Raw genomic sequence first — 23964 nt, forward strand, 5'->3', positions numbered from 1 at the left:
GGGTCATGGCATGAACTCAGATCAGTTCGACTGGAACCAGATATTGCGCGAGCAGTGGGAGTGGCACTGGAACCATCAGGTGCGGGCCCGGCTCGATGGACTCACCGACGACGAATACTTCTGGTCGCCGGTACCCGACGCCTGGAGTGTCCGGCCGCGCGGCACCTCGACCGCACCGGTACAGGCAGGCTCCGGGGACTTCACGATCGACTACGCCTTCCCGACCCCGACTCCGGCACCGTTCACCACGATCGCGTGGCGGCTGGGGCACGTCATCGTCGGCGTGCTCGCCATGCGCAACGCCACGCACTTCGGCGCGCCCGCAACGTCATACGAGAAATGGGAGTACGCCGGAACGGCCGCCACCGCGCTCGAACAACTGGACACTCAGGTCGAGCTCTGGATGGCCGGGGTGCGCGGCCTCGACGAGGCCGCGCTGCTGACCCCGGTCGGCTCGAAGGAGCCCTACCCCGACCTGCCGATGGCCGCGCTGATACTCCACATCAACCGCGAGTTGATCCATCATCTTTCCGAGGTCAGCCTGCTGCGGGATCTCTACCTGCACACGAAATCCGGGGAACGCCGGTGACCGAAGCGATCACCCTGATCGACCCCGAAGGCCTCCCCTACAGCCCGGCTTTCGCTCAAGGCGTCATCGCGCCCGCGGCCCGGACGCTGTATGTCGGCGGTCAGCTCGGCACCGACAGCTCCGGCAAACTCCTCGATGGCGCGCAAGCGCAAGCCGCACAGGCGATGCGCAACGTGCTGACCGTGCTCGCCGCGGCGGGGACCGGTCCGGAGCATGTGGTCAAGCTCGGCGTCTACCTCGTCGCCGGGGTCGACCCACAAGCGGGATACGCGGCCACACGGTCGGTGTGGGGTGAATACCGCACGGCCGTTACGGTTGTCACCACCGCGGGGCATGCGCGTCCTGGTGTGCTCGTGGAGATCGATGCGGTCGCGGTCATACCGGAATAACCGTTCGTACATCGCGAATCTGGCTGCAAGACAGTTGGATTCGCGGTTACGTTCCGTGGGGATAGGCTCGATTGCACAGCGCGAATCCGGTCGCATTCCCAACGTCGGGGAGCACCCGCGGGATGACGGCACCGCAGGGGCTGGCAGGATCACCGCGGGCGGGATCACCCAAAAAATAGTCGGAGGTCGGGATTTGAAGTTGGCGGAGGCGCTTGCGTTGCGTGCGGACGCGGCGCGGCGGATCGAGCAGCTACGCGCCAGGATCGTCGGCAACGCCCGCTTTCAGGAGGGTGAGGAGCCCGCCGAGGACGCCTCGGCGCTGCTCGTCGAGGCCGAAAACGTGCTCGGCGAATTCGAAACGCTGATCCAGCGGATCAACCGCACCAACGCCGCCGCGCGGATCGACGCGGACAATACCCTCACCGATGCGCTGGCACGCCGGGATGCGTTGCGGCTGCGGCACTCCGTGGTGACCGCCGCCGCCGACGCCGCGGCGGGCACGAACCAGGGCGGGTACGCCCGCCAGCTGCGCTCCGAGCTGAAGTGGCTCACCGCGCTACCCGTCGCCGAATTGCGTTCCCGCGCCGACGTTCTCGCCCGGGAACTGCGCGAACTCGATGTGCGGATCCAGCGTGCGAACTGGGAGGTGGACCTGCTGGACTGACGGTGGAGCAGGTAGTCGTCGCGGAGGCGTGCACGACCCGCCAGGACCGACGGGCTATTCGGTCCCTTTCTTGGTTGCACGGTGGGCAGTGCAAATGGGTTCAACTCCCTATTTACAACGCAGCCCAGCACCGCGCACAAGTAAAGGCGCATCGCGCACAGCACACAACCATGTGCAGATCCGTGACGACGAGGGCGGGCAAGGGGTACTCCACCATGCTCCAAGGCTTTTCACGGCACGTGTGGTCTGCTTCCCGGTGCCTGGACCGGCTGCGCCTGCGGGCTGGCCGGAACGACCGGCGCCGGAAGCATGTCGGTCATGTCAGCCCTGGCCACTTCGAGTTGGACGCCCGGGAAGGTCACGGGCTGGGCGGCGGCCTGGTCGAGCCGCAGCGCCGAGGTGAGGTCGCCGAAGGCGCGGCGGCGCCACGGTGAGATATTGGGTTCCGTTACGCCGGTGAACCATTCGAGGAAGCGCAGCACGGATGTGTGATCGAATCGTTCGGTCGCCACCCATCCCCCGGCCGTCCACGGGGATACGATGACGCAGGGTACGCGGTAGCCGCCGCCGATCGGCAGATCCCCGACGAATTCGCCGGGTTCACCCGCCTGCGGCAGCGGCGGCACCACATGATCGAAGAGCCCGTCGTTCTCGTCGTAATTCAGGATGAATACGGTTTTCGCCCAGAGCTCCGGATCGGCGGCGATGGCATTGATCTTGTCGGCGATGAAGGCCGCGCCGTCGGCGGGCCGCCAGGCGGGATGTTCCGACGCGACCTCCGGCGGCATCAGCCAGGTTACGGTGGGCAGCGCGCCCGAGCAGACGTCGTTCTCGAAGGCGCCCGCGGGCGATGGCGCGACTGCCTTGCGGTACAGCGGCGAATCGGGCGCGGCCGCGCGGAACTGCTGGAAATCGGCCAGCACGTTGTACGGCTGACCGGCCTCGACGTACACCTTCCAACTCACACCCGCCTGTTCCAGCCGCTCGGCGTAAGTCGTCCAGCCGTAACCGTTTTCGGGCACATCGTTGCTGATGATCGGACCGCCGCCCGCGCCGTCCGGATCGATCGTCCCCGTCATCCACATCAACCGGTTCGGCGCCGTCGGGCCGAGCACCGAGCAGTGGTAGGCGTCGCAGACGGTGAACGCGTCGGCGAGCGCGAAATGGAAAGGGATGTCGGCTCTTTCGTAGTAGCTCATGACATAGGGACCGTTCGCGCCGTCGGCCGCGCGATGCGCGGGCAACCACCGGTCCATCCTGCCGCCGTCGAGCGCGTCGTGCTGCACCGTCCAGGCGTGCGAGGTCGACGGGATCCGCTGCACGCTATTGCGATAGGTATCCAGATGGAACGGCAGGGTGTATCCGTCCGGATTCTCCGCATCCGGTTGCCTGAATACCGACGACCCGTCCGGCAGCCGCGCCGCATCCGGATCGCCGAATCCGCGCACACCGGACAGCGTGCCGAAATAGTGGTCGAACGAACGGTTTTCCTGCATCAGCAGCACCACATGTTCGACCGGCCGCGGCGCGACCGGTTCGGCGAGCGCGCGACGGATATTGATCGGCATGGCCGCCAGCGCCGCCGCCGCGGTGGCGCCCTCGATGAAACGCCGACGGGTGAGCCCGATCTGGCCGTTCATGAACGCTCCTCAGTCCATGCCCCCGGATATCCACCAATACCAGCACGATGCGTCGATGTCCTGAATCGCACGAAAATTCTTGGCACCACCGCACATAGGATGGGGCGATGGGATCCACCGGGCCCGGATACGCCGATACGGGCCGGGCTGGCACCGCATGGGATGTCGCGCGACCGGCGCGACCTAGCCGGGTGCGTGGCATCGATATGGGCGGATTCCGCGATCGGAATCGCGGGCCCGGCCCGATCGAGTTGCGGGTGATCCCGCATCCATCGGTCACCCTGGTGCTCGAATTCGGTGACGGCTCACTGGAATTGGACGTCACAGGCGGGCATGGGCGGGGCAGTTTCGTCGCGGGGCTGGCACCAACGGGTGTATGTGTCCGGGCGGAGCGCATCGAATGCGTCGAGGTGCGGCTGTCTCCGCTGGTCGCACGAAACGTATTCGGCGCGGCCCCGGACGGCTCCGTTGTCACCCTGGACGAGCTGTGGGGTCCGGACGCGGCGCGAATCCGGGAGCAACTCGGCGAATCTACTTCGTGGGATGAGCGTTTCGCGTTGACGGACGACCTCCTGACCCGACGAGCCGCGGTGTGCCCGTCCGTCGACCCCGAGGTGGCCTGGGCGTGGGAACGAATCATCGGCAGTCGCGGCCGGGTGCGGGTCGAGGTTCTGGCGGCCGAGATCGGTTGGAGCCGAGGGCGACTGTGGTCCCGGTTCCGGTCGCAGATCGGCGTCCCGCCCAAATACGCCGCGAAACTGGTGCGTTTCGACAATGCCGCCCGCCGCCTGGCCGCGGGGCACGGCGCAGCCCAAGTCGCGGCGGAGTGCGGCTATGTCGATCAGTCCCATCTGCATCGAGAAGTCATGGCTTTCACTGGAAGGACACCGCGGACACTGGCCGTCGACGACGAGGCCGCCGCCGAACGCCTCGCCTTCGCGAATGAACAAACATTTGTACAAGATTCGCGACCGTGAGCACGCCACAGTGGGGTCATGCGAGGCCATGAACCCATGCGGGTGCGCGATGCGAAGATACTGATCACCGGGGCCACCGGCGGGCTCGGCCGGGAGCTGGCGACGGCCATGGCCGCGGGCGGAGGCGAGCTGATACTCACCGGACGCCGCGCCGACCTGTTGGAGCCGCTGGCGCGGACATTGGGCGGCAAGGCAATTCCCGCCGACCTGGCCGACCCGACAGAGGTCGAGCGGTTGCTGACCGCGGCGGGCGAGGTGGACATAGTTGTCGCAAATGCCGCGCTACCGGCGGGAGGTCTGCTGACAGACCGCTCGATCGATGAGATCGACCGCGTGCTGGACGTGAACCTGCGCGCTCCGATCGTGATGGCGAAAGTGGCCGCACAGCGGATGGCCGCAAGGCGCCGAGGTCATCTGGTCTTCATTTCATCGATATCGGGAAAAACCGCATCCGGGCACCTATCCCTTTACAACGCAACCAAATTCGGCATGCGCGGCTTCGCCCTCGCACTGCGCGAGGATATGCGGCCGCACAATGTCGGGGTCTCGACGGTTTTCCCCGGCTACATCCGCGACGCGGGCATGTTCGCCGATTCCGGCGCCACCCTGCCCCGCGGGGTCGGCACCCGCTCACCCCGAGATGTCGCGCACGCGACCATTCGGGCCATCGAGCGCAACCGCGCCGAAATCGACGTCGCCCCACTGGGTTTGCGCGCCATCGCCGTCCTCGGCAGCGCCGCGCCCAGCCTCTCCGCCGCGATCCAGCGCCGTCTCGGCGCCGAGGTGGTGAGCAGGCAACTCGCCGAAGGTCAGCGCGATAAACGCTGACTGTGCCATGGATTTCCGCCCGTACGGTGGCGCGGAACCGACCGAGCGCAGTATCAAAAGAACCGCGTGCCATACCCGTCATCACCGGCGGCAGGCTCCGCTCACCGACTCTCGTTAAACTACCGACCATGGACGGTGAACTGGCCTGTTGCATGGCCCTGGCCACTCACGCCACCGCATGGTTACGCAGTCGGCAGACCTCTCCCGCCGGGTTCGAATTGACGCACAGCACAATGCAGTTTGTCGGCTCGATCATCTTCGACGATGCCGCAGGCGTGGACGGCTGGATGCGACAGCTGGCAGCAGACGGGGTGGATCGGGTATGGCTCGCGGTCCCGAACCTGGATCCGCAGGACGAGCGCGGACTGGCCGCGCACAAGGCGGCCGCGTTCGCCGGCGGCGTCCAGCTCGGGCTGCTGACGACCGGTGCGGCCGGGAACCGGTTATGGCAGGCGCGCTGGCAAATCGGCGACCGTAACGCACCCGACCAGCGGATTTGGACTGTCACCTATCGGTCGCAGCCGGTGACTTCCGGCCCCCTGCTACCCGATCTTCAGCAAGCTGCGCGATTCCTGAACCAGGCACTCCAGCATGCCGAGGAGTTCGCATCCCATAATGTGTTGCCGCCGTGGGATGGACTGTTCGCGCAGGCTCGCGGGCAATGGTCTGGCAGTGGTGAACCGCGCAATGTGGATCACCAGGACCTGTTCCCCGATGATCGGGGGCATGCCGACAGCCATCGCCTGGCATGTATGGCGCAGGCCGCCTGGGTATTCGGTGGTATGGGATCTTGGAACGACCTCCAATTCGACGAACCCGATCGGCAACGTGAGTACGAGACCATCAGCCGGGATCTGTTCGCGGCGGTCATCCGCGCCTGTGTCGCCGCCGTCAACGCCGAGGCATAGCTGCTTCCCCGGCTGATCAAGGCGGGCGGTGTCGTGGCGCGCCATTCGCGGGTGTTGGCCGCCGGTAACAGGTTGTGCCGCTGGTGAATTCCGTTGACTCGCCGGATTGCCGACGATAGATTTCGTACCCGTGTCTGATATCGCGCGACTTCCCGGTTTGACATTGGCCGATGCGGATCGGCTGGTGGCGGCGGCGCTCGCGGTCGGTGCGGAGCGCGGGTTTCCGCCGCTCGCGGTGGCCGTCATCGATGTTGCCGGAGAGGTGATCGCGCTGCGGCGCGCCGACGGCGGCATGCCCATGACCAGCCGAATCGCCGTGGCCAAGGCGCGCACCGCACTGCTTACGCTGAGACCCTCCGGCCAACTCCAACTCCCGGGCGCGATCGTCGACGGCATTCAGCACCTCTACGGCGGCGACTACGTCCCGTACGCGGGTGGCGTGCTGGTCACCGATGGTGAGGTAATCCTCGGCGCCGCAGGCGCATCCGGCGCCCTCGCCGTCGAGGACGAGGAGGCCGTGCAGACGGCGGTGCTGCGCTGGCAAGCGGACCCCACCGGCGAACTCGGCTGATCCGAGGCGAATTTCGTTGCGGCTGTTCGCCTTTCATGGAGCAGCCGGGAACACCATCGTGCGCAGGATGTCGATCCACCAGTCGAGTGTGCGATCGCTCGCGGACGCGTCGAGTCCGGCGCTGCGGCGGAATTCACCGCCGAACAACGGTTCCAGCGCGACGGCCTGATGCAGTGCGGCCACCGTCACCTGGAGCGTCTCGCGCGATGGCGGCGTGAGCCCGACGGTCGCGCCGTGCTGCCGCGCCTGGGCGTGCAGCCGGTCCACCACCTCGTCGAGCAGCCCGCTGCCGGTATCCCGCCAGCCGGACCGGTACAGCGCGACCGCCAGATCGGCGTAACCGTCGGCGTACAGCGCGTACAACGCGTGCACCAGGTCGGCCGGGTCGATCGGACCGTCGGGCCACGCGCCGAGCACGGCGTGCAGTTGCGCCTTCAGCTTGGCCCCGCCGAAGCGCAGCAGCGCCTCCAACAATTGCTCACGGGTGCCGAAGTGGTGGTTGACCGCGGCATCGGACACCCCGATCTCGGCGGCCACCGCCCGCACTTGAACGGCGGCCGGACCGCCCGCGGCGAGCAGTCCGCTCGCCGCCTCGAGGATCATCCGCTTGGCCTCATCGGGATTGCGTCGCACTCGGGTAGCCACTCGCCAAGCTTACCTTGACCAATCAAGGTAGAAACCCTTACCTTGGAGACTCAAGGTAAGGGGGTACATATGCACCGACAATTCACGATTCCGGCGATGGTCGAACTGGCGACCAGCTTGGGCGTCGAGGTCGACGACCCGACACCGCCCACCGAATTCCACTTCTCCCGCGCCGACTGCCGATTACACGGATTCGACTGGGGCGGAACGGGTTCCCCGGTCATCCTGCTGCACGGTGGCCGATTGACCGCGCACACATGGGATTTCGTCTGCCTCGGACTGCGCCGCGACGCGCGGCTGGTCGCGCTGGATCTGCGCGGGCACGGCGAGAGCGACTGGTCCGACGACTACCGCATCGCCACCATGGCGGCCGATGTCGCCGCGGCGGCCGACCATTTCGGCTTCGACCGGGTCCACTTGGTCGGCATGTCACTCGGCGCCCTGGTCGCGGCCGAGCTCGCCGCTTCGCGACCCGACCTCGTCGAGCGGCTGGCGCTCATCGATGTCGCACCGGGCGTCGACTTCGAAAGCACCTGGCTGATGCGAACATTCGTGCTCGGCCTCAGCCCGGTGCAGGATCTCGACACCGTGGTCGGCGCCGCGATGCGAATCAATCCGAGCGCCGATCGCGCCGTCGTCACCTACCGGATGAGCACCCTGTTCTTCCGCGCACCCGACGGCGACTGGGTGCCGAAGGCCGATCCGAGCACACCCGATTTTCCAGCCATTCTCGCGGCCGTCGAAGGGCTGCCCGCGCAATTGACCGATGCGCCGGTGCTATTGGTGCGCGGCGAACGCAGCAGGGTGGTCACCCAGACCACCGCCGAACGCCTCATCGCACGGCTTCCGTACGGAGAACTCGTCTCGATACCGAATGCCGAGCACAACGTTCAGGAGGACAACCCGGCCGCATTGATCACCGCGCTGCGGGATTTCCTTACTCGCTGAGTCCCTGGCGGCAGCACACTCTTGCGTGTACGTATACGTCTACTTATAGTGAGACTGTCGCTTGAAGTGCCGAATATGTACTGCCGCAAGAGGAATCGCCATGAGTGAACCCCTCCACACCGTCACGACGATGCCGACTCAACGTCGGCCCGGCCACCCCTTCGACCCGCCCGCGGAGTTGATCGACGCCCGCAGGCACGGTCCCATCAGCCGCTACACCTTCCCCGGCGGCAGACCGGGCTGGCTGATCACCGGATACGACCTGGTGCGGGCGGTGCTGGCCGACTCGCGGTTCAGCTCGCGCAAGGAGCTCATGCTGCACCCGACCCTCGACTACTCGGGTTTCGAGATTCCGCCCGCGCCACCCGGCGAATTCCTCCTGATGGATGAGCCGAGGCACGGGCGCTATCGAAAACCGTTGGTGGGCAAGTTCACCGTACGTCGGATGCGAATGCTCGGCGAGCGCGTCGAACAGGTCACCGCGGATCATCTGGACGCCATGGAAAAGGCCGGTCCGCCAACGGATCTGGTGACCGCCTTTGCCAAACCCATTCCCGCCGTCATGATCTGTGAGCTACTGGGCGTGCCGTACCGGGATCGGGATCGCTTCCAGGATCAGGTCTACTCGTTCATGGGCGGGGAGACGAGCGACGAGGACATGGTCGTGGCCTACACCGCGGTCCAGCAATACCTCGCGGAGCTGGTGGCCGCCAAACGCGCGAACCCGACCGACGACGTGCTCAGCGACCTCACCGACGGCGACCTGACCGACGAGGAGTTGCAGGGAATAGCCCTGGTTCTGCTCGCGGCCGGGCTCGACACCACCGCGAATATGTTGGCGCTGGGCACTTTCGCGCTGCTGCGCAACCCGGCACAGCTCGACGCGCTGCGCGCCGATCCGGCGCTCATCGACCGGGCCGTCGAGGAACTGCTGCGGTATCTGAGCGTCGCCAAGACATTTCAGCGCACGGCGCTGGAGGACGTCGAGTTGGGCGGCACGACCATCGAGGCCGGGCAGGTGGTCATCCTGTCGATGAACACCGCCAATCGCGATCCCGAGCGCTTCGCCGAACCCGACGTGCTCGATCTCGGCAGGCAGGCCGTCGGGCATCTGGCCTTCGGCCACGGTATTCACCAGTGCCTCGGCCAGCAGCTCGCCCGCGTCGAGATGCGGGTCGCGTTCCCCGCGCTGCTAGACCGTTTCCCCGCGCTGCGCCTCGACGTGCCCGCCGAAAAGGTAAGCCTGCGACCGGAATCCGAGGATATCTACGGGGTGAGGAGCCTGCCGGTCACCTGGACGGTGTGATTCGGTGCTCCACCGCGTCGACCCGTCGCCGGAGCAGACAGAATTCGTTACCCTCCGGATCGGCGAGCACATGCCATGTTTCGGCGCCCGTCTGGCCGATGTCGACCTCGCGCGCACCCGCGGCGAGCAGCCGCGCCAATTCCGCGTCCTGATCACGGTCGGTGGGGCTGACGTCCAGGTGCAGCGGCAGCTTCCCGCGTCTCGGCTCGGCGCTGCGGCTCAACACCAGCGTCGGCTGCGGCCCGCCGAAGCCGGTTCCGGGCGGGCCGATCTCCAGATCGTCACCCTCCCAACCGAGTTCGACGTAGCCGAGGACCTCGCACCAGAATTCTCCCAACCGTTGCGGGTCGACGCAGTCGATGACGAGTTCGGTGATCCGGCAAGCCATGCGTGTGACCCTACGCGCGCATGGCTACCTCCACACGTCCTGAGGGGCAAAGCATTTCACGATGGTCGACGGACCATGGTCGCGTACCAGAACTGAACCGTGTGCCGCTCCGGCACGAAGGCGTCGTCCGCGGCGGCGGTCAGATCCTCGATATCCCAGCCGCTTCCGAACGCCTCGGTCAACTCCGCGCCGGAGATACCCTTGGTCCCCGGACCGCCGAAACCCGGCTGGTTGCGATCGCTGAAGCAGCGCAGATGCAGCAGCGCTCCCGGACGACAGGCACCGTACAGCACCGCCGCATAGCGGGAGCGGTCTTCGGGATACAGACTGTGGAAGCAGCCGATATCGAAGGCGTCACCCTGCGCCGCCTGGCCGCCGGACTGGGCGTCCAAGTGCCCTGCAACGGAATTCCGGCGCGGACGGATACGCCGAGGGACTCGGGTTCATCCTCGCGGGCATCCAGGTCCGGGCCGACCGCGAGACCCGAGCCGTCGAATGATCCCGTAGGCGCACAGGCACTTCCATACGGCACGACAATTCCGATGCGGCGTGCGGCGATCAGCCCATGATCGTACGATCCGGCCGGGTCGTCCGCGCACCGGTCACCGAGTAAAGAATCGCCTAATTTCTGGGGAAAGCAACAGGTTCGGCGGCGTACGGCTCGACTTCGACTGCCGGACAAGCCGATATGTCATGGAATATACGTTTCCCCTTGGTACATAACACAACTGGGGATAATAGACCGATTGGTCGCGGTGCTACGATTCTCGCGACGCTCGGAAAATCAACCGGGGATCGGGACCCGACACCGAGCGCACCGCGGGGACCCCGAATGTCGTCCGGGTCTCCGGATTTCCCTTTCCATCAAGAGATATCGCGAGAAATCCATGTTCAAGAAGTTCGCCGCCGTCGGCGCAGCGATATTCGCGTTCGCCATTCCGATATCCAGCTCGCAGAGTTCCGCGGATCCCGTACCCGGGTGGAACAACCCGCCGCCGCCGGACAAAATCGTCATCGACGTGGTCACCGTCAACGGAACCGGTTGCCCGCCGGGCACCGCGGCCGTGGCGGTTTCCCCGGACAACACGGCCTTCACGGTGACATACAGTCAATACACCGCGCAGGTCGGCGTCGGCGCGGGCCCGACCGATTTCCGGCGGAACTGCCAGCTCAACCTGCTCGTGCACGTGCCACAGGGATTCACCTACGGCATCGCCCAGGCGGACTACCGCGGCTTCGCGCACCTCGAAGCCGGCGCGACCGCGCTCGAACGGGCACGGTATTACTTCCAGGGCAATTCGCCGACCCAGTACATCGACCACCCGTTCAACGGCCTCTACGACGACGACTGGCAGACAACGGATTCGACTCCGGTCGGCTCGGTCGTATTCCTGCCCTGCGGCGAAAATCGCAACTTCAATATCAATACCGAACTGCGGGCGAACGCGGGCACCTCGGACCCGACCAAGACCACGAGCTTCATCACCATGGATTCCACGGACGGAAGCATCACCACCACTTACCACTTCGCCTGGAAGCAGTGCTGACCGCGCAATCGGATCAACTCGGTTTCACCTATTTCGCCGGTACCTCATAGGTGCGCCGAGTAAATCCGTTGCGTTCAAATGACGGTGTCGCCGGGAAGAACCCCGAAATTCCCGGCGGCACCGTCGCAGGCAATTCGACGGCCGCGCCGAACACGCTCGACGATTCACCCGTCGCCCAAAGCCATGAGTTTCAGTTGCAGCAGTGCCCCGAAGCGGGCGTCGGGGTCGCTCAGATCGATTCCACCGACCTCGCCGATGCGCCGCAGTCGGTACCGGAAGGTATTCGGGTGGATATATACCGCGGCGGCCGCGGCGTTCACGTCACCGAAGGCGTCCAGCCAGGCCCGTAGGGTGGCCAGCAGGCAACTCCCCTGGGCCGCATCATAATCCCGCAAGCGAGCGATCGGTCCGGACAAGCGGTCGCGGCGCAGCGCCATCAGATCGTGCAATTCCAGCAGCAACGCCTCGGTCTGCACATCGCTGATATCGGCGACCCGCCGCGAAACCGTACCCGAACGCAGCACGCGCAGTGCGCGATCCGCATCGTCGCGGGAACGCCGCAGGTCGGCGACGTCGGCGGCGACGGTGCCGATGCCGATGAGCACGGGCGCGCGGTCGCCGACGCGGGTCACGAAATCCCGCGCGGCCTCCGCGGCGCGGTCCGCGCCGAGCACCGGCACGATCGCGTAGCCGGTCTCGCCGAGCAAAGCCGTTGCCACCATTGGATATACGGCATTCAGGTGCATGGCGAAGGCGTCGGCGAGGCGCTCGTGCTCGCTGGCCCGTCTGGCGGCGGTATCGATGCCATCGACCCGGCCGCGATCCTGGATCATCGCCAGCACGGTGACCGGCCGATCGGCCACGCCGAGTTCGCGCAGCGCGTCGGCGGCGTGCGGGCCGCCGTCGACCGCGCGGCTGAGCAGATCGGCGCGCATCCGCCGCGCGACATCGGAGCCGGCCCGCTGCCGCAGCAGATGTACCGCGGCCAGCTTCCCGACCTCCTCGAACGCGTGGATGCGTTCCGGCGTCAGCGGCGCATCGGTTGCCGCCCAGATGGTTCCGAGCACCTCATCGCCCGCGCGCACCGTCTGCGCGATGCGCGGCATGGTGAACCCGTCGAGCCCGGGCAGCGGTTCGATCCGCACCGGGGACTCGCTGCGGTACAGCTCGCGGAAAATGCCTTTCGCTTCGAGGGTTTCGGAATAGAGCTCCGGAACCTGGCGTCCCAGAATGGTTTCGGTCCGCGATCGGTCCGCCGCGTCCTGGCCGCCGGAGAAGGCCAAAACCCGGCTGTCGCGGTCCTCGATGGTCACCGGCGCATCCAGCAGCGCGGCGATCGCGTTCGCCAGCGCGAACAGATCGCCGGACGGTATGCCGCCCAATGTCTCCGGTTCGGGGCCGCCGGTCCGGTCGGCGGCAAGCAGTGTCCGCAGCCAGGTGGCCAGCTGCGTCCAGGACGCACCCCTGGTCAGTTCGAGCAGCACGACGCCGGTGCGCCGGGCGGTCTCGATCAGCGTCCGGTCGGCGGGCACCGGCGCGCGGACCACCAATACCGCCGCGTCCAGGCCGCCGAGATCGTCGAGGAGTCGCCCGATCTCCCCCGGCCCGTGCACACCGATGCCGAGAACCAGCGCACCCGCGGGCAGCACCGGCGCGTCCAGCGGATCGTGGATCACGACACCGCTTATCTCCCGTGCACCTTCGGCGTCACCGCAGACGAGCCGGAGCATGGTGGCGCCGAGATCGTCGAGGATGCGAACCAGGTTCGTCGAGATGCGGCCACTCCGCACAGGGTGGAGCCTTGTCGAGGGTCTGTCGGATCCTTCCGGAAAGGGTAGGCCGGTCATCCGACCACGGTAGCGGGCGACCGGTGGGTCACACCGGAATCCATTCCGTCGCGACCGTGACCGCCTGTAGCAGGCCGAGATCCGGCCGCACGCCGATCCCGGGTCCGTCCGGTACCGGAAGATGCCCGTTGTCCAGCACGAACGGCGGGGTTATATCGGTGTCGTAGTAGCGATCCGATGCCGAGGTATCGCCGGGCAGCACACATCCGGGAAGTGCGGCGAGCGCCACATTCGCGGCACGCCCGAGACCCGTCTCCAGCATCCCGCCGCACCACACCGGAACCCCGTGCGCCACACACAGGTCGTGGATGCGCCTGGACTCGAGGTAGCCGCCGACCCGGCCCGGTTTGATATTGACGATCCGGCAGGCGCCCAGCGTGATGGCCGCGGCGGCGGTGCGGGCCGAGGTGATCGACTCGTCCAGGCAGATCGGTGTGCGCACGCGCCGGGCCAGTTCGACGTGGCCGAGCAGGTCGTCCTCCGCGAGCGGTTGTTCGATGAGCAACAGGTCGAACGGATCGAGCCGGGCCAGCCGGTCGGCGTCGGCGAGCGTGTACGCGGTGTTCGCGTCGACCTGTAAAGCGATATCGCCGAACCGTTCCCGCACCGCCCGGACCGGGTCGACATCCCACCCGGGTTCGATCTTGAGCTTGATGCGCAGATATCCCTGCGCCAGATATCCGGACACCGCGTCGAGCAACTGTTCGATCGAATCCATGATCCCGACCGAAACCCCGCACGGCACCCGGTCTTTCGTCGCACCGAGCTCCCTGGCGAGCGGCACGCCGAGTGCGGTCAGCTCGGCGTCGAGCACCGCCATCTCCAGGGCGGCCTTGGCCATCGCATGTCCGTGGAAGGCCGCCAGCGCGGGGGCGACCGCCGTCGCGGTGTGCGGCCCACAGGCAGCCAGCGCGGGAATCAGGAAGCGGCGCAACACATCCGCGCAACCGTCGAGGTATTCCGGCGAGTAGACCGGCTCGGCCATCGCGACGCATTCACCCCAGCCCTCCGCATCCGTGGTGACCACGCGCAGCAGCAGCAGTTCTCGCGCGAACTGGGTGCCGAACGAGGTGCGGAAGGGCGATTTCAGCGGCATTCGGATGCGCCGCAATTCCACCCCGGTGAGTTTCATTCGTTCTCCTTGGTCAATAGATAGCCGCCGTCGCGGTCGAATCCGGTGATGCGCGCGCCGTCGTTCAGCAGCTCGGTCATGACCGCGCGCACCGCGGCGCGCCAGCTCCTGGCCACGGCCGGATCCGCCGCGCGCAATCCGGTGATGTCCCGCGGCACCGCGACCAGCACGGTGCGGCCGTCGACCGATCCGGTGACAGGCCCACCGTCGGCGGAAATACCGAGCGCCACAACCGGTTTCGGAGCCGGATAGTTATCCCGGGCCGCAGTGGCGGCCGTCGCCGCCCCGATCCCGGTCGGCCGTCCGTCGCAGGCCGCTGCCACCTCGGGTGCGCGCAGCCGCCACCGGACCAGCAGCCGGTCGGTGGCATCGCCCGCGTTGACGGCGTCGGACATCGGCCCGTAGAAGTCGGGCAGGTATTCCACCGGGATCGCACCGAGTTTGACGATGTTGAAGTAGGCATTGCGGCGCACCAGCGGATCGAAGGTCCAGCCGATGGTCTCGACGCCGTTGCGCAGCGCCCAGGCGCGCTGATGCGTCTTCAAGGCGAAACCCACACTGCGCCCGCGCATCCGGTCCACCACACCGGTGATGTGGCTGTGCAGCAGCAGCCGCGCGGGCGCGGCGTGGAATCCGACGCCGACGCCGACCATTTCGGCGCCGTCGAAGGCGCCCGCCACATACCCGTCCGATTTCGACAACGCGCGCAACAGATTCGGCGCCAGCGGCCGATCCTCCGGCGCGAACCCCCACATCGTCTCGCACAACCGGCACGCCTCGACCAGATCCGCCATCTCGGTCAGCGAACGGACCACCACACCGGCGCGGGCGGCGGCTCGCTCGGCGGCGCCGGTCGCATTCGATAACACCGCCGCGGCGAGCGATTCGGCTCTCATGTTGTCCTACCTTTCTGGATCGATGTGCTCTCGCTCACGCCGAGCAATTCCTCCAGCAGTACATGGAAAAGTGCGGCGCGGCCCGGCAATTCATCGATCAGCACATGTTCGTGATCGGCATGCGCGCCATCGCCGCATGCCCCGAGCCCATCCAAGGTCGGTATGCCGATGCCCGCGGTGAGATTTCCGTCGGAGCCGCCGCCGACGGCAGCGCCGGTGATCGGCCCGATACCGAGTGCGGCACCGAGACGTTGTGCGCGGCCGAACAATTCGCGCGACGACTCGGCGGCCAACGGCGGCCGGTTCGGGCCGCCGAGCACCTCCAGTTCGGCGCCGTCGAGCAGCGGTCGCAGCCCGCGCATCGCGGCATCGACCCGATCCTGTTCGGCCACCGTCGCGGCCCGTACATCCACCGCGCACGACGCCTCGGCGGGAACCGTATTCGCCGCGGTGCCCGCCGACATCAGCGTCGGTGTCACGGAGGTGCCGACCGCCGCGTCGCCCAGGGCTGCGACGACGCCGATCTGATGGGCCAGCTCGACGGTGGCGTTCACCCCGCGCTCGGGTTCCAGCCCGGCGTGGGCGGCCCGGCCGCGCACTCGAATCCGATAGTGCGACACTCCTTTTCGGACGATCTTCAGCGCGGTTCCGGCGGCAGGCTCGGCCACCAGAACGGCCGCGCAGCCCCGTGCCGTATCGACGATCAATTCGCGCGACGACGGTGCGCCCAGCTCCTCGTCACCGGTGACCAGAATCGTTACCCCCGACCGATCCGGCAGTGCGGCCACCGCGCGCAGTGCCAGCGCCAGACCCGCCTTCATATCGAAACACCCAGGGCCGTAAAGCTTTCCGTCGCGCACCGCGAACGGATGGGTGCGCACCGAACCCACCGGCCACACCGTGTCGTGGTGACCGAGCACGAGCACCCGGGCCGGGCTGCCGAAGCGCCACCGCAGATGGGTGCGACCGGACAGCACGATCCGTTCCGGTGCGACGCCCAGCAGCGCACCGCCGACCGCCGCCACCGCATCCGCCCCGCGGGCCACCGCCGCCAGGTCCGTCGACGGCGATTCGCAGCACACCAGCCGCTCGATATCGGCCAGCAGCGCGGGCAGTTCGGCACGGAACCGCCGCACCGTCCCCGGCCCGGCGGACGCGTCGCCGCGCATTTCGACCGACGTCATCTGATACCTCCTCGCGCTCGCCGAATTCCGGATTCGAGCTTCCTCGCACCGAACCCGGGCCACTTCGTCGCCACGCACGAATTGCCCGCCCGCCATTCGTCGTTCTCGACGACGCCGCGATCGGTTCCTGCCGTCACGATGGCGGCATCGCACAGTGTTCGACGCCGCGCGGCATTCGAGGAGGATCCACCATGACAGCCACCACCCGTACCGGCTCGGCCGAGGCGCAGCGGCGCATCGCCGACGTATTCGCCGCGGCCGGCGCCGAGGGCAACCTGCACGCGCGCGCCCTGGACAGCCCGGCCGAAATCGGTTGGGCGGCAGATGAACCGGTCGTGCTGGCATCGGTATTCAAGATTCCGGTCGCGCTCGCCTATGCCCGCCAGGTCGCCGCGGGTGCGCTGGATCCGGCCGAGCGCACCACCGTCACCGCGCGCGACCGGATCGGCGGAATCGGCACCGCGGGTTGCACCGACGACGTCGAGATGAGCTGGCGCGACCTGGCGGCGTTCGCGCTGACGATGAGCGATAACGCCGCCACCGATGTGCTGCTGCGCCGGGTCGGCATCGATGCGGTGCGCGAGGTGCTCGCCGAGCTCGGACTGCACCGCACCCGGCTCATCGGCGGCTGCGAAGATCTGTTCGCCACGGTCCGGCAGGATCTGTCGTCGCAGTTCCCGGACATCGACCCGGGCGACCTCGACGCCCTGTTCGCCGCCGCGAATCCCGAGCAGCTGCGCGCGCTCTCGGTCTGCGATCCGGCCCGCACCACCGCGAGCACACCACGAGAGATCACCGCGCTGCTCGCCGCGATCTGGCAGGACACCGCGGGTCCCGCCGCGGCGTGTGCCGAGGTGCGCGCCATCATGCACCGGCAGATCTGGCCGCATCGGCTCTCCAGCGGCTTCGGCGACGAGGTGCTCATCGGCGCCAAGACCGGCACCCTGCCGTTCGTTCGCAACGAGGCGGGCGTACTCACCTTCCCGGATGAAAAACGTTACGCGGTAGCCATTTTCACCGTCGCGGCGCAGGCGAACCTGCGCGCGCCCGCGATCGATGCCGCGATCGGCAGCGCCGCGAGGATCGCCGTCGACGCGCTGCGCGACGCGGAATCCGCCAACTGAACTCCACCGCACGACCCGATATCAGAGGAGACAATCGTGACACACTGGACGCACTCCGGCACCACCGCATCGCCGGATACCGCGCACTGGCAGCGGCGGCTCACCGAAATCGCCATCCGCCAACGGATTCCGGGTGCCGTACTGGCGATCGCACACGGCGACAACCTGATCGAGGTGGCGCACGGCGTGCTCAACGTCGCGACCGGCGTGCCCACCACCACCGATTCGCTGTTCCAGATCGGTTCCATCACCAAGGTCTGGACCGCGACGGCCGTCATGCGCCTGGTCGACCAGGGCACGCTCGACCTAGACGTGCCGTTGATCGATCTCTTCCCTGAACTCGCCCAAGGTGATTCGGCGATCCTCGACCGGGTCACCATGCGCCACCTGCTGACCCACACCAGCGGCATCGACGGCGATGTCTTCACCGACACCGGACGCGGCGACGACTGCCTGCGGCGCTATGTCGCCGAGTTGGCCGGAGTCGGGCGAATCCATCCGATCGACGCCACCTGGTCGTACTGCAACTCCGGATTCACCCTCGCCGGCCGCGTCATCGAGCTCATCACCGGGACGACCTGGGACACGGCCATGCGCGAGCTGCTGTTCGAACCGCTCGGCCTGCGGCACACGGTCACGCTGCCGGAGGAGGCGCTGCTGCACCGCGCCGCCGTCGGACACCTGGCCGGACCCGACGGCACACCGCGCCGGGCGGACCGCTGGTACCTGCCGCGCAGCAGCGGGCCCGCCGGAGCGATCGCCGCGACCGCCCGCGACGTGCTCACCTTCGCCGGCCTGCATCTGAACGACGGCGTCGGTCCCGACGGCGAACGGCTGCTGTCATCGGAGTCGGTGCGGCGGATGGCCCAGGAACAGCTCGCGGTCCCGTTCATGGGCGAAATGGTCGACTCGTGGGGAATCGGCTGGTGGCGCGGTGACTGGCACGGGGCCCGGATGATCGGGCACAACGGCGGCACCATCGGCCAGACCGCGCAGCTGCAGATACTGCCCGAGCAGCGACTCACCATCGTCGTGCTCACCAACGGCAGCGCCGCGCAGTCCGCCTTCACCGAATTGTCCACCGAAATCGCCGCCGAGTTGGCCGGCGTCCGGACCCCGGAACCGTTCGCGCCGCCGAGCGAACCGCCGAGTTTCGATCCGGCCCGATATGTGGGCTGCTACGAACGCAGCGGCGTGCGCCACGAAATCCGCCTCGACGACACCGAATTGGTGCTGAAAACGACATTCTCCGGCGAGCTTGCCGAGGTCGCCCCGGTGCCATCGGTCGAACAGCGGCTGACACCGGTCGCCACGGATCTTTTCGCGGCCAGGTCGACTTTCGACCAGGACGTGTGGCAGCGCGTGACCTTCCACACCATCGCCGACGGCACCCGCTACCTGCACCTGGGTGGCCGTGCCGCCGAATACGTTGCGAGCGAGGCGTGATGACGAACATACGACGTCGGCTCGAACTCTCGGATCTCGAACGCGTCGCGGTGCCGTCGGATCCGGCGCTCGCCCCCGACGGCAGCCGCGTGGTCTACGTGCTGCGCACCGTCGATCCGGAGCGCGACGCCGACAGCCATGCGCTCTGGCAGGTCCGGCCGGACGGCACGCGGGCTCGGCTCACCCGAGGCCCGGCCGATACCGCGCCGCGCTGGTCACCCGACGGCCGGTCAATCGCGTTCCTGCGCGCCGCCGACGGCCCCACCCAGCTGTGGCTGCTGCCCGCCGACGGCGGCGAGCCCGAGCAGCTCACCGAATTGCCGCTGGGCGCGGGCGAACCGGTGTGGAGCCCCGACGGCACCCGGATCGCGTTCGCGGCGCCCGTCGACACCACGGGGGCGAGCCTCGATCCCGCCGCGCCCATCCACATCGACAGGCGAACCTACAAGCTCGATGGCACCGGCTGGTTGCGCGGATTACGTTCGCACATCCACGTTCTGGAGCTCGACGGCCGTTCGGTGCGCCAGGTCACCTCGGGCGATTTCCACGCCGGACTCCCGACCTGGTCGCCGGACGGCGCCCGCCTGGTGTTCGCCGATTCGCTGGCCGACGACGATATGAGTCGCGCCGATGTGCGCATCGTCGATGCGGCCGCCACCCGCCGGGTACCCGACCGCATCGGTCCCGCGGGCGCGGTGGTGTCCGGGGTGGTCTGGTCCGCCGATCCGGCCGCCCTGCTCGTCGCGGCCACCCCCGGCATCGAGCTCGCGAACACCGACCTGCTGTGTGTGTCGGTCGAGAACGGCGAATCCACCGCGCTCACCGCGGATTTCGATCGCAACGTGATGGTCGGCGCGCCCGGCTATCCCGGTGCGCTACCCCGCCCCGCCGGGCCCGGCACAGTGCTGTTCTGTGCCCGTGAACGCGGATACACCCACCTCTACGCGTACGGCGACAACGGCATTCGCCCGCTGATCGACGGAACCCGGGTGGTCTCCGGGCTTTCCGTCGCACCCGCGGCCGGTCTCGCGGCGGTCACGGTCGCCACCGAGACCAGCTTCGGCGAGATCGTCCTGCTCGACCTGGCCACCGGCACCCACCGTGAGCTGACCGCGCACACCGCCGCCGCCCTGCCGGATGTCGCGCCGATTCCCGTGCGGGAGCGGGTTTTCCAGATCTCGGACGGCACCGAGGTGCACGGTTGGCTGCTGCGCGACCCCACCGCACCGGTTCCCGGGCCGCTGCTGGTCGACGCGCACGGCGGCCCGCACAATGCCTGGAATTCGGCCCGCGACCCGTTCCACGCCTACCATCAGATCCTCGCCGCGCGCGGCTGGACGGTGCTGCTGCTCAACCCGCGCGGCAGCGACGGCTACGGCGAGCGATTCATGCGGGCCGCCCTCGGCGGCTGGGGTGTCGCCGACGAACGCGACTTCCTCGAACCCATCGATCTGCTCATCGCCGAAGGGCAGGCCGATGCGAAGCGAATCGCCCTGTGCGGCTACAGCTATGGCGGCTACGTCGCCTGCTGGCTACCGACCAGGACCGATCGGTTCGCCGCCGCGGTCGCGGGTGGGGTGTTGAGCGATCTGGCGAGCTTCATGGGCACCTCCGACAGCGGAATCATGCTGGCGCGCGAGGAGATCGGTGCGACGCCGTGGTCCGATCCGGCGGCGGTGGCCCGGCTCTCCCCCAGCTCCGGTATCGAAAAGGTCGGCACGCCGACGCTGCTCCTGCAGGGCGAGGCCGAGGCCCGCTGCCCGCTCGGGCAGGCCGAGCAGTGGTACGCCGCGCTGCGCGACCGGGGCATCCCGACCGAACTGGTGGTGTATCCGGGGGCTTCGCACCTGTTCATCCTCAACGGAAAGCCCAGCCACCGTGCCGATTTCAATCGACGCATCGTGGAGTGGGTGATCCGGCACACCAGGGCCGCGGCGCCGGCGGGCGCGAAATCGGCCGCCGCGCCGCTGAATACCGAACACTGGCAGCGGCGACTCACCGAAATCGCGACCCGGCACGGGATTCCGGGCGCGGCACTGGCCATCGCCCAGGGCGGGAGCGTGCTGGAGGTCGCACACGGCGTACTCGATATCGAGACGGGCACACCCGTCACGACCGATTCGCTGTTCCAGATCGGCTCGGTCACCAAGGTCTGGACCGCGACGGCCGTCATGCGCCTCGTCGACCAGGGCAAGCTCGACCTCGACGTGCCCTTGGTCGACACCTTCCCGGAACTGCGCCCGGCGGACTCGCGGATTCTCGACGGGGTCACCATGCGCCACCTGCTGACCCACACCAGCGGTATCGACGGCGATATCTTCACCGACACCGGCCGCGGTGACGATTGCCTGCGCCGCTACGTCGCGGAACTGGCCACCGCGGCCCGCACCCATCCCATCGACGCCAGCTGGTCGTACTGCAACTCCGGTTTCATCCTCGCGGGCCGCGTCATCGAACTCGTCACCGGAAAGATCTGGGACGCGGCCATGCGCGAGCTGCTGTTCGAACCGCTCGGCCTGCGGCACACGGTCACGCTGCCGGAGGAGGCGCTGCTGCACCGCGCCGCCGTCGGGCACGAGCCGGGACCCGACGGCACACTGCGGCGCGCCGAGCGCTGGCACCTGCCGCGCAGCTGCGGGCCCGCCGGGACCATCACCGCGCGCGCCCGCGACGTGCTCACCTTCGCCGAACTACATCTGAATCATGGTCTCGCCCCGGATGGTACGCGCCTGCTGTCGCCCGAACTGATCCAGCGGATGCAGGACAAGCAGGTGGCCGTGCCGTTCGCCTTCGAGCTGGAGGACTCATGGGGGCTCGGCTGGTCCCGCACCGATCTGGGCGGACATCTGGTGATCGGCCACGACGGCGGCACCATCGGCCAGACCGCGCGGCTGCTGGTACTGCCGCAGCACCGGTTCGCCGTGGCGATGCTCGCCAACAGCGGCGCGACCATGTCGGCCTTCACCGAGCTCTCCGCCGAGATCATCGCCGGCCTGACCGGTGTCGCGCTGCCGGAGCCGTTCGCGCCGTCGGATCCGCCGTCGTTCGATCCGGCTCGCTACGTGGGCGTATACGAGCAGGCCGGCGTGCGGCTCGAAATCGCCGCCGACGGAGCCGAACTCGTCGCACGGATGACCTTCACCGGTGCACGGTCCGAATTCGGCGCGACCCAGCAGATGGTGTTGCCACTGATACCGGTCGAGGAGGATACCTTCGCCACCCGCCTCCTTGGTGACGAAAAATGGCTGCCCGTAACGTTTTTCGATCTCACCGACGGCGCCCGATACCTATATTTCGGTGGTCGAGCGGTGAAACGCGTTGCGGACGAGGTTCGATGACAACGCAATCGAGCACAGCGCAACGCGCCGAACAGATTCCGGCCCGCGCCTGGCTCACGCTCATCGCGGTGATAGTCGGAGCCTTGGTGTTCCAACTCGACGGCATCGTGGTCGGCGTCGCCAATCCCGGCATCGCCGCCGGGCTGCGGGCCGGACCCGCCGGAATCCAGTGGGTCAACACCGCCCAACTCCTGGCGCTGGCCGGCCTGGCCATTCCGGCCGGAACGCTCGCCGATCGATTCGGCCGCAAGCGAATGTTCCTGCTCGGCGTCGGCGGATTCACGGCGGCCTCGCTGCTGTGCGGACTCGCACCGTCCATCGAGGTCCTGATCGGCGGGCGGGTGCTCCAGGGCGCGTGCGGGGCGCTGCTGCTCCCCGCGGCCCTCGGCTCGATACGAGCCGCATTTCCGCCGGGACGGTTACCGACGGCCCTGGGTGTGTTCGGATCCGCCGTAGCGCTGGTGCTCACCGTCGCACCGCCGCTCGCCGGCGCGCTCGTCGAAAAGGCGGGCTGGTCATGGGCATTCTTCGCCGGGGTGCCGTTCGGCGTCGCGGGCGTGGTACTCGGCGCGTTGGTCATGACCGATCAGCCCCCGGGCGAAACACCACCGCTCGACCTGCCCGGCGCGGCCGCGGCGACGCTCGGAATCACCGCGCTGGTGTGGGCGTTCACCGGTGCACAGCAGGCGGGTTGGGCCTCGGCGCGCACCATCGGATTCGCCGCCGCCAGCCTGCTACTGCTGATCGGCTTCGTTGTGCTGCAAAGGATTTCGCCGCATCCACTGATTCCGCTCGGCCTGTTCCGCAGCCGGTCGTTCACCATCGGGCTTGTGTTGTTGGCACTCGCCCTCGCGGCCATGTCCGCGGTCACCTTCTTCCTGATGTTCTTCCTTCAGGGAGTGCAGGGCAAAGGCGGATTCGCGGCGACGGTGGCGCTACTGCCGCTGACCGTCGTGCTCATCGTGTCCCCATCGATCGGCGGGCTGCTGACCCAGCGGCTCGGCGCGCGGACGACACTGCTGCTCGGCGCCGCCTGCTACGCGGTGGCCTTCGCGTTCCTGCTGCGCCTGACCGCCGATTCGGGAGCGGTCGACGTCGGCTTGCCGCTGGCGCTGGCCGGATTCGGCAACGGGCTGCTCACCGTCTCCGCCATGGAGGCGATCCTCGGCGGGGTCCCGGCCGCGCACACCGCCGCCGCGGCGGGGGTGAAGGAGGCGGTCGGGGAGATCGGCGGCACGATCGGCATCGCCGGGTTCGGCACACTGCTCGGCTCGGTCGTCGGTTTCGTGCTACCGGGCGCACTGCGCGGCACGCTCGGCGATACCGCGCTCACCGAGCTGCTGATGGCCGACCACTCGTTGCGCGCGGATGTCGAACTGGGCTTCGCACCGGCCGCCCGGGATGCCCTGCTCGGCAGGCTCATCGAGACCGGTATACCGGCCGACGCCGCCGCGCGCGCCGCCGCGGCGGTGACCGCGGCGGCGCATCGCGCCTTCGTCGACGGCATGCACGCCGTATATGCCGTCTGCGTCGGCGCGGCTATCCTGGCGAGCCTGCTCGCGCTGCTGCTACGCGACCCCCGAGCCGACTGATCAGC

Annotated in this window: 22 protein-coding genes; 14 read left to right on the top strand and 8 right to left on the bottom strand. The window is 68.1% G+C overall.

What is annotated here, in order from left to right; translation table 11 throughout:
* Positions 1-10 precede the first annotated feature (10 nt).
* From F5544_RS25155 to F5544_RS25165, 3 genes are all read left to right on the top strand, one after another.
* The gene (locus F5544_RS25155; RefSeq protein ID WP_167475471.1) at positions 11-589 is read left to right on the top strand and encodes a DinB family protein; all 579 of its coding nucleotides are present in this window, start codon (positions 11-13) and stop codon (positions 587-589) included.
* Complete coding sequence (locus F5544_RS25160) at positions 586-978, top strand: RidA family protein (RefSeq protein WP_167475472.1); 393 nt, start codon at positions 586-588, stop codon at positions 976-978. The genes F5544_RS25155 and F5544_RS25160 overlap by 4 nt, the downstream gene beginning before the upstream one ends.
* 193 nt (positions 979-1171) lie before the next feature.
* On the top strand, positions 1172-1642 hold the full coding sequence (locus tag F5544_RS25165; protein ID WP_167475473.1) for a DIP1984 family protein: 471 nt from the start codon (positions 1172-1174) through the stop codon (positions 1640-1642).
* Between the two features lie 230 nt (positions 1643-1872).
* Here F5544_RS25165 and F5544_RS25170 read toward each other — a convergent pair whose 3' ends face one another.
* On the bottom strand, positions 1873-3282 hold the full coding sequence (locus F5544_RS25170; protein WP_194252434.1) for an alkaline phosphatase family protein: 1410 nt from the start codon (positions 3280-3282) through the stop codon (positions 1873-1875).
* A 107-nt stretch (positions 3283-3389) separates the two neighbouring features.
* On the opposite strand from F5544_RS25170, the gene F5544_RS25175 reads away from it, so the two are divergent.
* The 4 genes from F5544_RS25175 to F5544_RS25190 all read left to right on the top strand — a co-directional run bounded on the left by F5544_RS25175 (position 3390) and on the right by F5544_RS25190 (position 6566).
* The gene (locus tag F5544_RS25175) at positions 3390-4259 is read left to right on the top strand and encodes a helix-turn-helix domain-containing protein (protein WP_203217345.1); all 870 of its coding nucleotides are present in this window, start codon (positions 3390-3392) and stop codon (positions 4257-4259) included.
* An 18-nt stretch (positions 4260-4277) separates the two neighbouring features.
* Positions 4278-5087: an SDR family NAD(P)-dependent oxidoreductase gene (locus tag F5544_RS25180; protein WP_238846648.1), complete on the top strand. Its 810-nt coding sequence runs from the start codon at positions 4278-4280 to the stop codon at positions 5085-5087.
* Between the two features lie 128 nt (positions 5088-5215).
* A complete protein-coding gene (locus F5544_RS25185; protein ID WP_167475474.1) occupies positions 5216-5995 on the top strand; it encodes a hypothetical protein in 780 nt (259 codons plus the stop codon).
* Positions 5996-6125: 130 nt separating this feature from the next.
* On the top strand, positions 6126-6566 hold the full coding sequence (locus tag F5544_RS25190; protein ID WP_203217346.1) for a GlcG/HbpS family heme-binding protein: 441 nt from the start codon (positions 6126-6128) through the stop codon (positions 6564-6566).
* A gap of 33 nt (positions 6567-6599) precedes the next feature.
* Here F5544_RS25190 and F5544_RS25195 read toward each other — a convergent pair whose 3' ends face one another.
* Positions 6600-7211: a TetR/AcrR family transcriptional regulator gene (locus F5544_RS25195; protein WP_167475475.1), complete on the bottom strand. Its 612-nt coding sequence runs from the start codon at positions 7209-7211 to the stop codon at positions 6600-6602.
* Positions 7212-7280: 69 nt separating this feature from the next.
* On the opposite strand from F5544_RS25195, the gene F5544_RS25200 reads away from it, so the two are divergent.
* The gene (locus F5544_RS25200) at positions 7281-8159 is read left to right on the top strand and encodes an alpha/beta fold hydrolase (RefSeq protein WP_167475476.1); all 879 of its coding nucleotides are present in this window, start codon (positions 7281-7283) and stop codon (positions 8157-8159) included.
* A 100-nt stretch (positions 8160-8259) separates the two neighbouring features.
* A complete protein-coding gene (locus tag F5544_RS25205) occupies positions 8260-9465 on the top strand; it encodes a cytochrome P450 (protein ID WP_167475477.1) in 1206 nt (401 codons plus the stop codon).
* Here the strand turns inward: F5544_RS25205 and F5544_RS25210 are convergent.
* Together F5544_RS25210 and F5544_RS25215 are read right to left on the bottom strand one after the other, a co-directional pair.
* Positions 9449-9853: a VOC family protein gene (locus tag F5544_RS25210; protein ID WP_167475478.1), complete on the bottom strand. Its 405-nt coding sequence runs from the start codon at positions 9851-9853 to the stop codon at positions 9449-9451. The two genes, F5544_RS25205 and F5544_RS25210, sit on opposite strands and share 17 nt — an antisense overlap.
* A gap of 56 nt (positions 9854-9909) precedes the next feature.
* Positions 9910-10245 carry a hypothetical protein gene (locus tag F5544_RS25215; protein ID WP_167475479.1) on the bottom strand — a complete coding sequence of 112 codons (336 nt, stop codon included), beginning with the start codon at positions 10243-10245 and terminating at the stop codon, positions 9910-9912.
* A 495-nt stretch (positions 10246-10740) separates the two neighbouring features.
* Here F5544_RS25215 and F5544_RS25220 point away from each other — a divergent pair, with 495 nt between their 5' ends.
* Positions 10741-11400: a DUF4360 domain-containing protein gene (locus F5544_RS25220; protein ID WP_167475480.1), complete on the top strand. Its 660-nt coding sequence runs from the start codon at positions 10741-10743 to the stop codon at positions 11398-11400.
* Positions 11401-11564: 164 nt separating this feature from the next.
* Here the strand turns inward: F5544_RS25220 and F5544_RS25225 are convergent, their stop codons facing one another.
* The 4 genes from F5544_RS25225 to F5544_RS25240 all read right to left on the bottom strand — a co-directional run bounded on the left by F5544_RS25225 (position 11565) and on the right by F5544_RS25240 (position 16459).
* Positions 11565-13190 carry a PucR family transcriptional regulator gene (locus tag F5544_RS25225; protein WP_238846649.1) on the bottom strand — a complete coding sequence of 542 codons (1626 nt, stop codon included), beginning with the start codon at positions 13188-13190 and terminating at the stop codon, positions 11565-11567.
* Positions 13191-13275: 85 nt separating this feature from the next.
* Positions 13276-14379 carry an o-succinylbenzoate synthase gene (gene menC, locus F5544_RS25230; protein WP_167475481.1) on the bottom strand — a complete coding sequence of 368 codons (1104 nt, stop codon included), beginning with the start codon at positions 14377-14379 and terminating at the stop codon, positions 13276-13278.
* The gene (locus F5544_RS25235; RefSeq protein ID WP_167475482.1) at positions 14376-15275 is read right to left on the bottom strand and encodes a GNAT family N-acetyltransferase; all 900 of its coding nucleotides are present in this window, start codon (positions 15273-15275) and stop codon (positions 14376-14378) included. Before F5544_RS25235 ends, menC begins: the two co-directional genes overlap by 4 nt.
* Entirely contained in the window at positions 15272-16459 is a 1188-nt protein-coding gene (locus F5544_RS25240; RefSeq protein WP_238846650.1) for a M20/M25/M40 family metallo-hydrolase, read from the bottom strand. The genes F5544_RS25235 and F5544_RS25240 overlap by 4 nt, the downstream gene beginning before the upstream one ends.
* Positions 16460-16650: 191 nt before the next feature.
* Between F5544_RS25240 and F5544_RS25245 the strand changes: the two genes are divergently transcribed.
* The 4 genes from F5544_RS25245 to F5544_RS25260 are packed head-to-tail and all read left to right on the top strand — an operon-like array spanning position 16651 to position 23959.
* Entirely contained in the window at positions 16651-17583 is a 933-nt protein-coding gene (locus F5544_RS25245; protein ID WP_167475483.1) for a serine hydrolase, read from the top strand.
* A gap of 36 nt (positions 17584-17619) precedes the next feature.
* Entirely contained in the window at positions 17620-19029 is a 1410-nt protein-coding gene (locus tag F5544_RS25250) for a serine hydrolase domain-containing protein (protein ID WP_167475484.1), read from the top strand.
* Entirely contained in the window at positions 19029-22367 is a 3339-nt protein-coding gene (locus F5544_RS25255; protein WP_238846651.1) for a serine hydrolase, read from the top strand. Before F5544_RS25250 ends, F5544_RS25255 begins: the two co-directional genes overlap by 1 nt.
* A complete protein-coding gene (locus F5544_RS25260) occupies positions 22364-23959 on the top strand; it encodes an MFS transporter (RefSeq protein WP_167475485.1) in 1596 nt (531 codons plus the stop codon). Before F5544_RS25255 ends, F5544_RS25260 begins: the two co-directional genes overlap by 4 nt.
* The last annotated feature ends 5 nt before the right edge of the window (positions 23960-23964 follow it).

Origin of the sequence: Nocardia arthritidis (assembly GCF_011801145.1) — a bacterium.
GTDB lineage: Bacteria > Actinomycetota > Actinomycetes > Mycobacteriales > Mycobacteriaceae > Nocardia > Nocardia arthritidis_A.

Bases quoted from the DNA above. Each gene is read 5' to 3' on its own strand.
- F5544_RS25155 (WP_167475471.1), top strand. From the start codon at position 11: ATGAACTCAGATCAGTTCGACTGGAACCAGATATTGCGCGAGCAGTGG.
- F5544_RS25170 (WP_194252434.1), bottom strand. From the start codon at position 3,282: ATGAACGGCCAGATCGGGCTCACCCGTCGGCGTTTCATCGAGGGCGCC.
- F5544_RS25175 (WP_203217345.1), top strand. From the start codon at position 3,390: ATGGGATCCACCGGGCCCGGATACGCCGATACGGGCCGGGCTGGCACC.
- F5544_RS25180 (WP_238846648.1), top strand. From the start codon at position 4,278: ATGCGAGGCCATGAACCCATGCGGGTGCGCGATGCGAAGATACTGATC.
- F5544_RS25185 (WP_167475474.1), top strand. From the start codon at position 5,216: ATGGACGGTGAACTGGCCTGTTGCATGGCCCTGGCCACTCACGCCACC.
- F5544_RS25200 (WP_167475476.1), top strand. From the start codon at position 7,281: ATGCACCGACAATTCACGATTCCGGCGATGGTCGAACTGGCGACCAGC.
- F5544_RS25205 (WP_167475477.1), top strand. From the start codon at position 8,260: ATGAGTGAACCCCTCCACACCGTCACGACGATGCCGACTCAACGTCGG.
- F5544_RS25210 (WP_167475478.1), bottom strand. From the start codon at position 9,853: ATGGCTTGCCGGATCACCGAACTCGTCATCGACTGCGTCGACCCGCAA.
- F5544_RS25220 (WP_167475480.1), top strand. From the start codon at position 10,741: ATGTTCAAGAAGTTCGCCGCCGTCGGCGCAGCGATATTCGCGTTCGCC.
- menC (WP_167475481.1), bottom strand. From the start codon at position 14,379: ATGAAACTCACCGGGGTGGAATTGCGGCGCATCCGAATGCCGCTGAAA.
- F5544_RS25235 (WP_167475482.1), bottom strand. From the start codon at position 15,275: ATGAGAGCCGAATCGCTCGCCGCGGCGGTGTTATCGAATGCGACCGGC.
- F5544_RS25240 (WP_238846650.1), bottom strand. From the start codon at position 16,459: ATGACGTCGGTCGAAATGCGCGGCGACGCGTCCGCCGGGCCGGGGACG.
- F5544_RS25245 (WP_167475483.1), top strand. From the start codon at position 16,651: ATGACAGCCACCACCCGTACCGGCTCGGCCGAGGCGCAGCGGCGCATC.
- F5544_RS25255 (WP_238846651.1), top strand. From the start codon at position 19,029: ATGACGAACATACGACGTCGGCTCGAACTCTCGGATCTCGAACGCGTC.
- F5544_RS25260 (WP_167475485.1), top strand. From the start codon at position 22,364: ATGACAACGCAATCGAGCACAGCGCAACGCGCCGAACAGATTCCGGCC.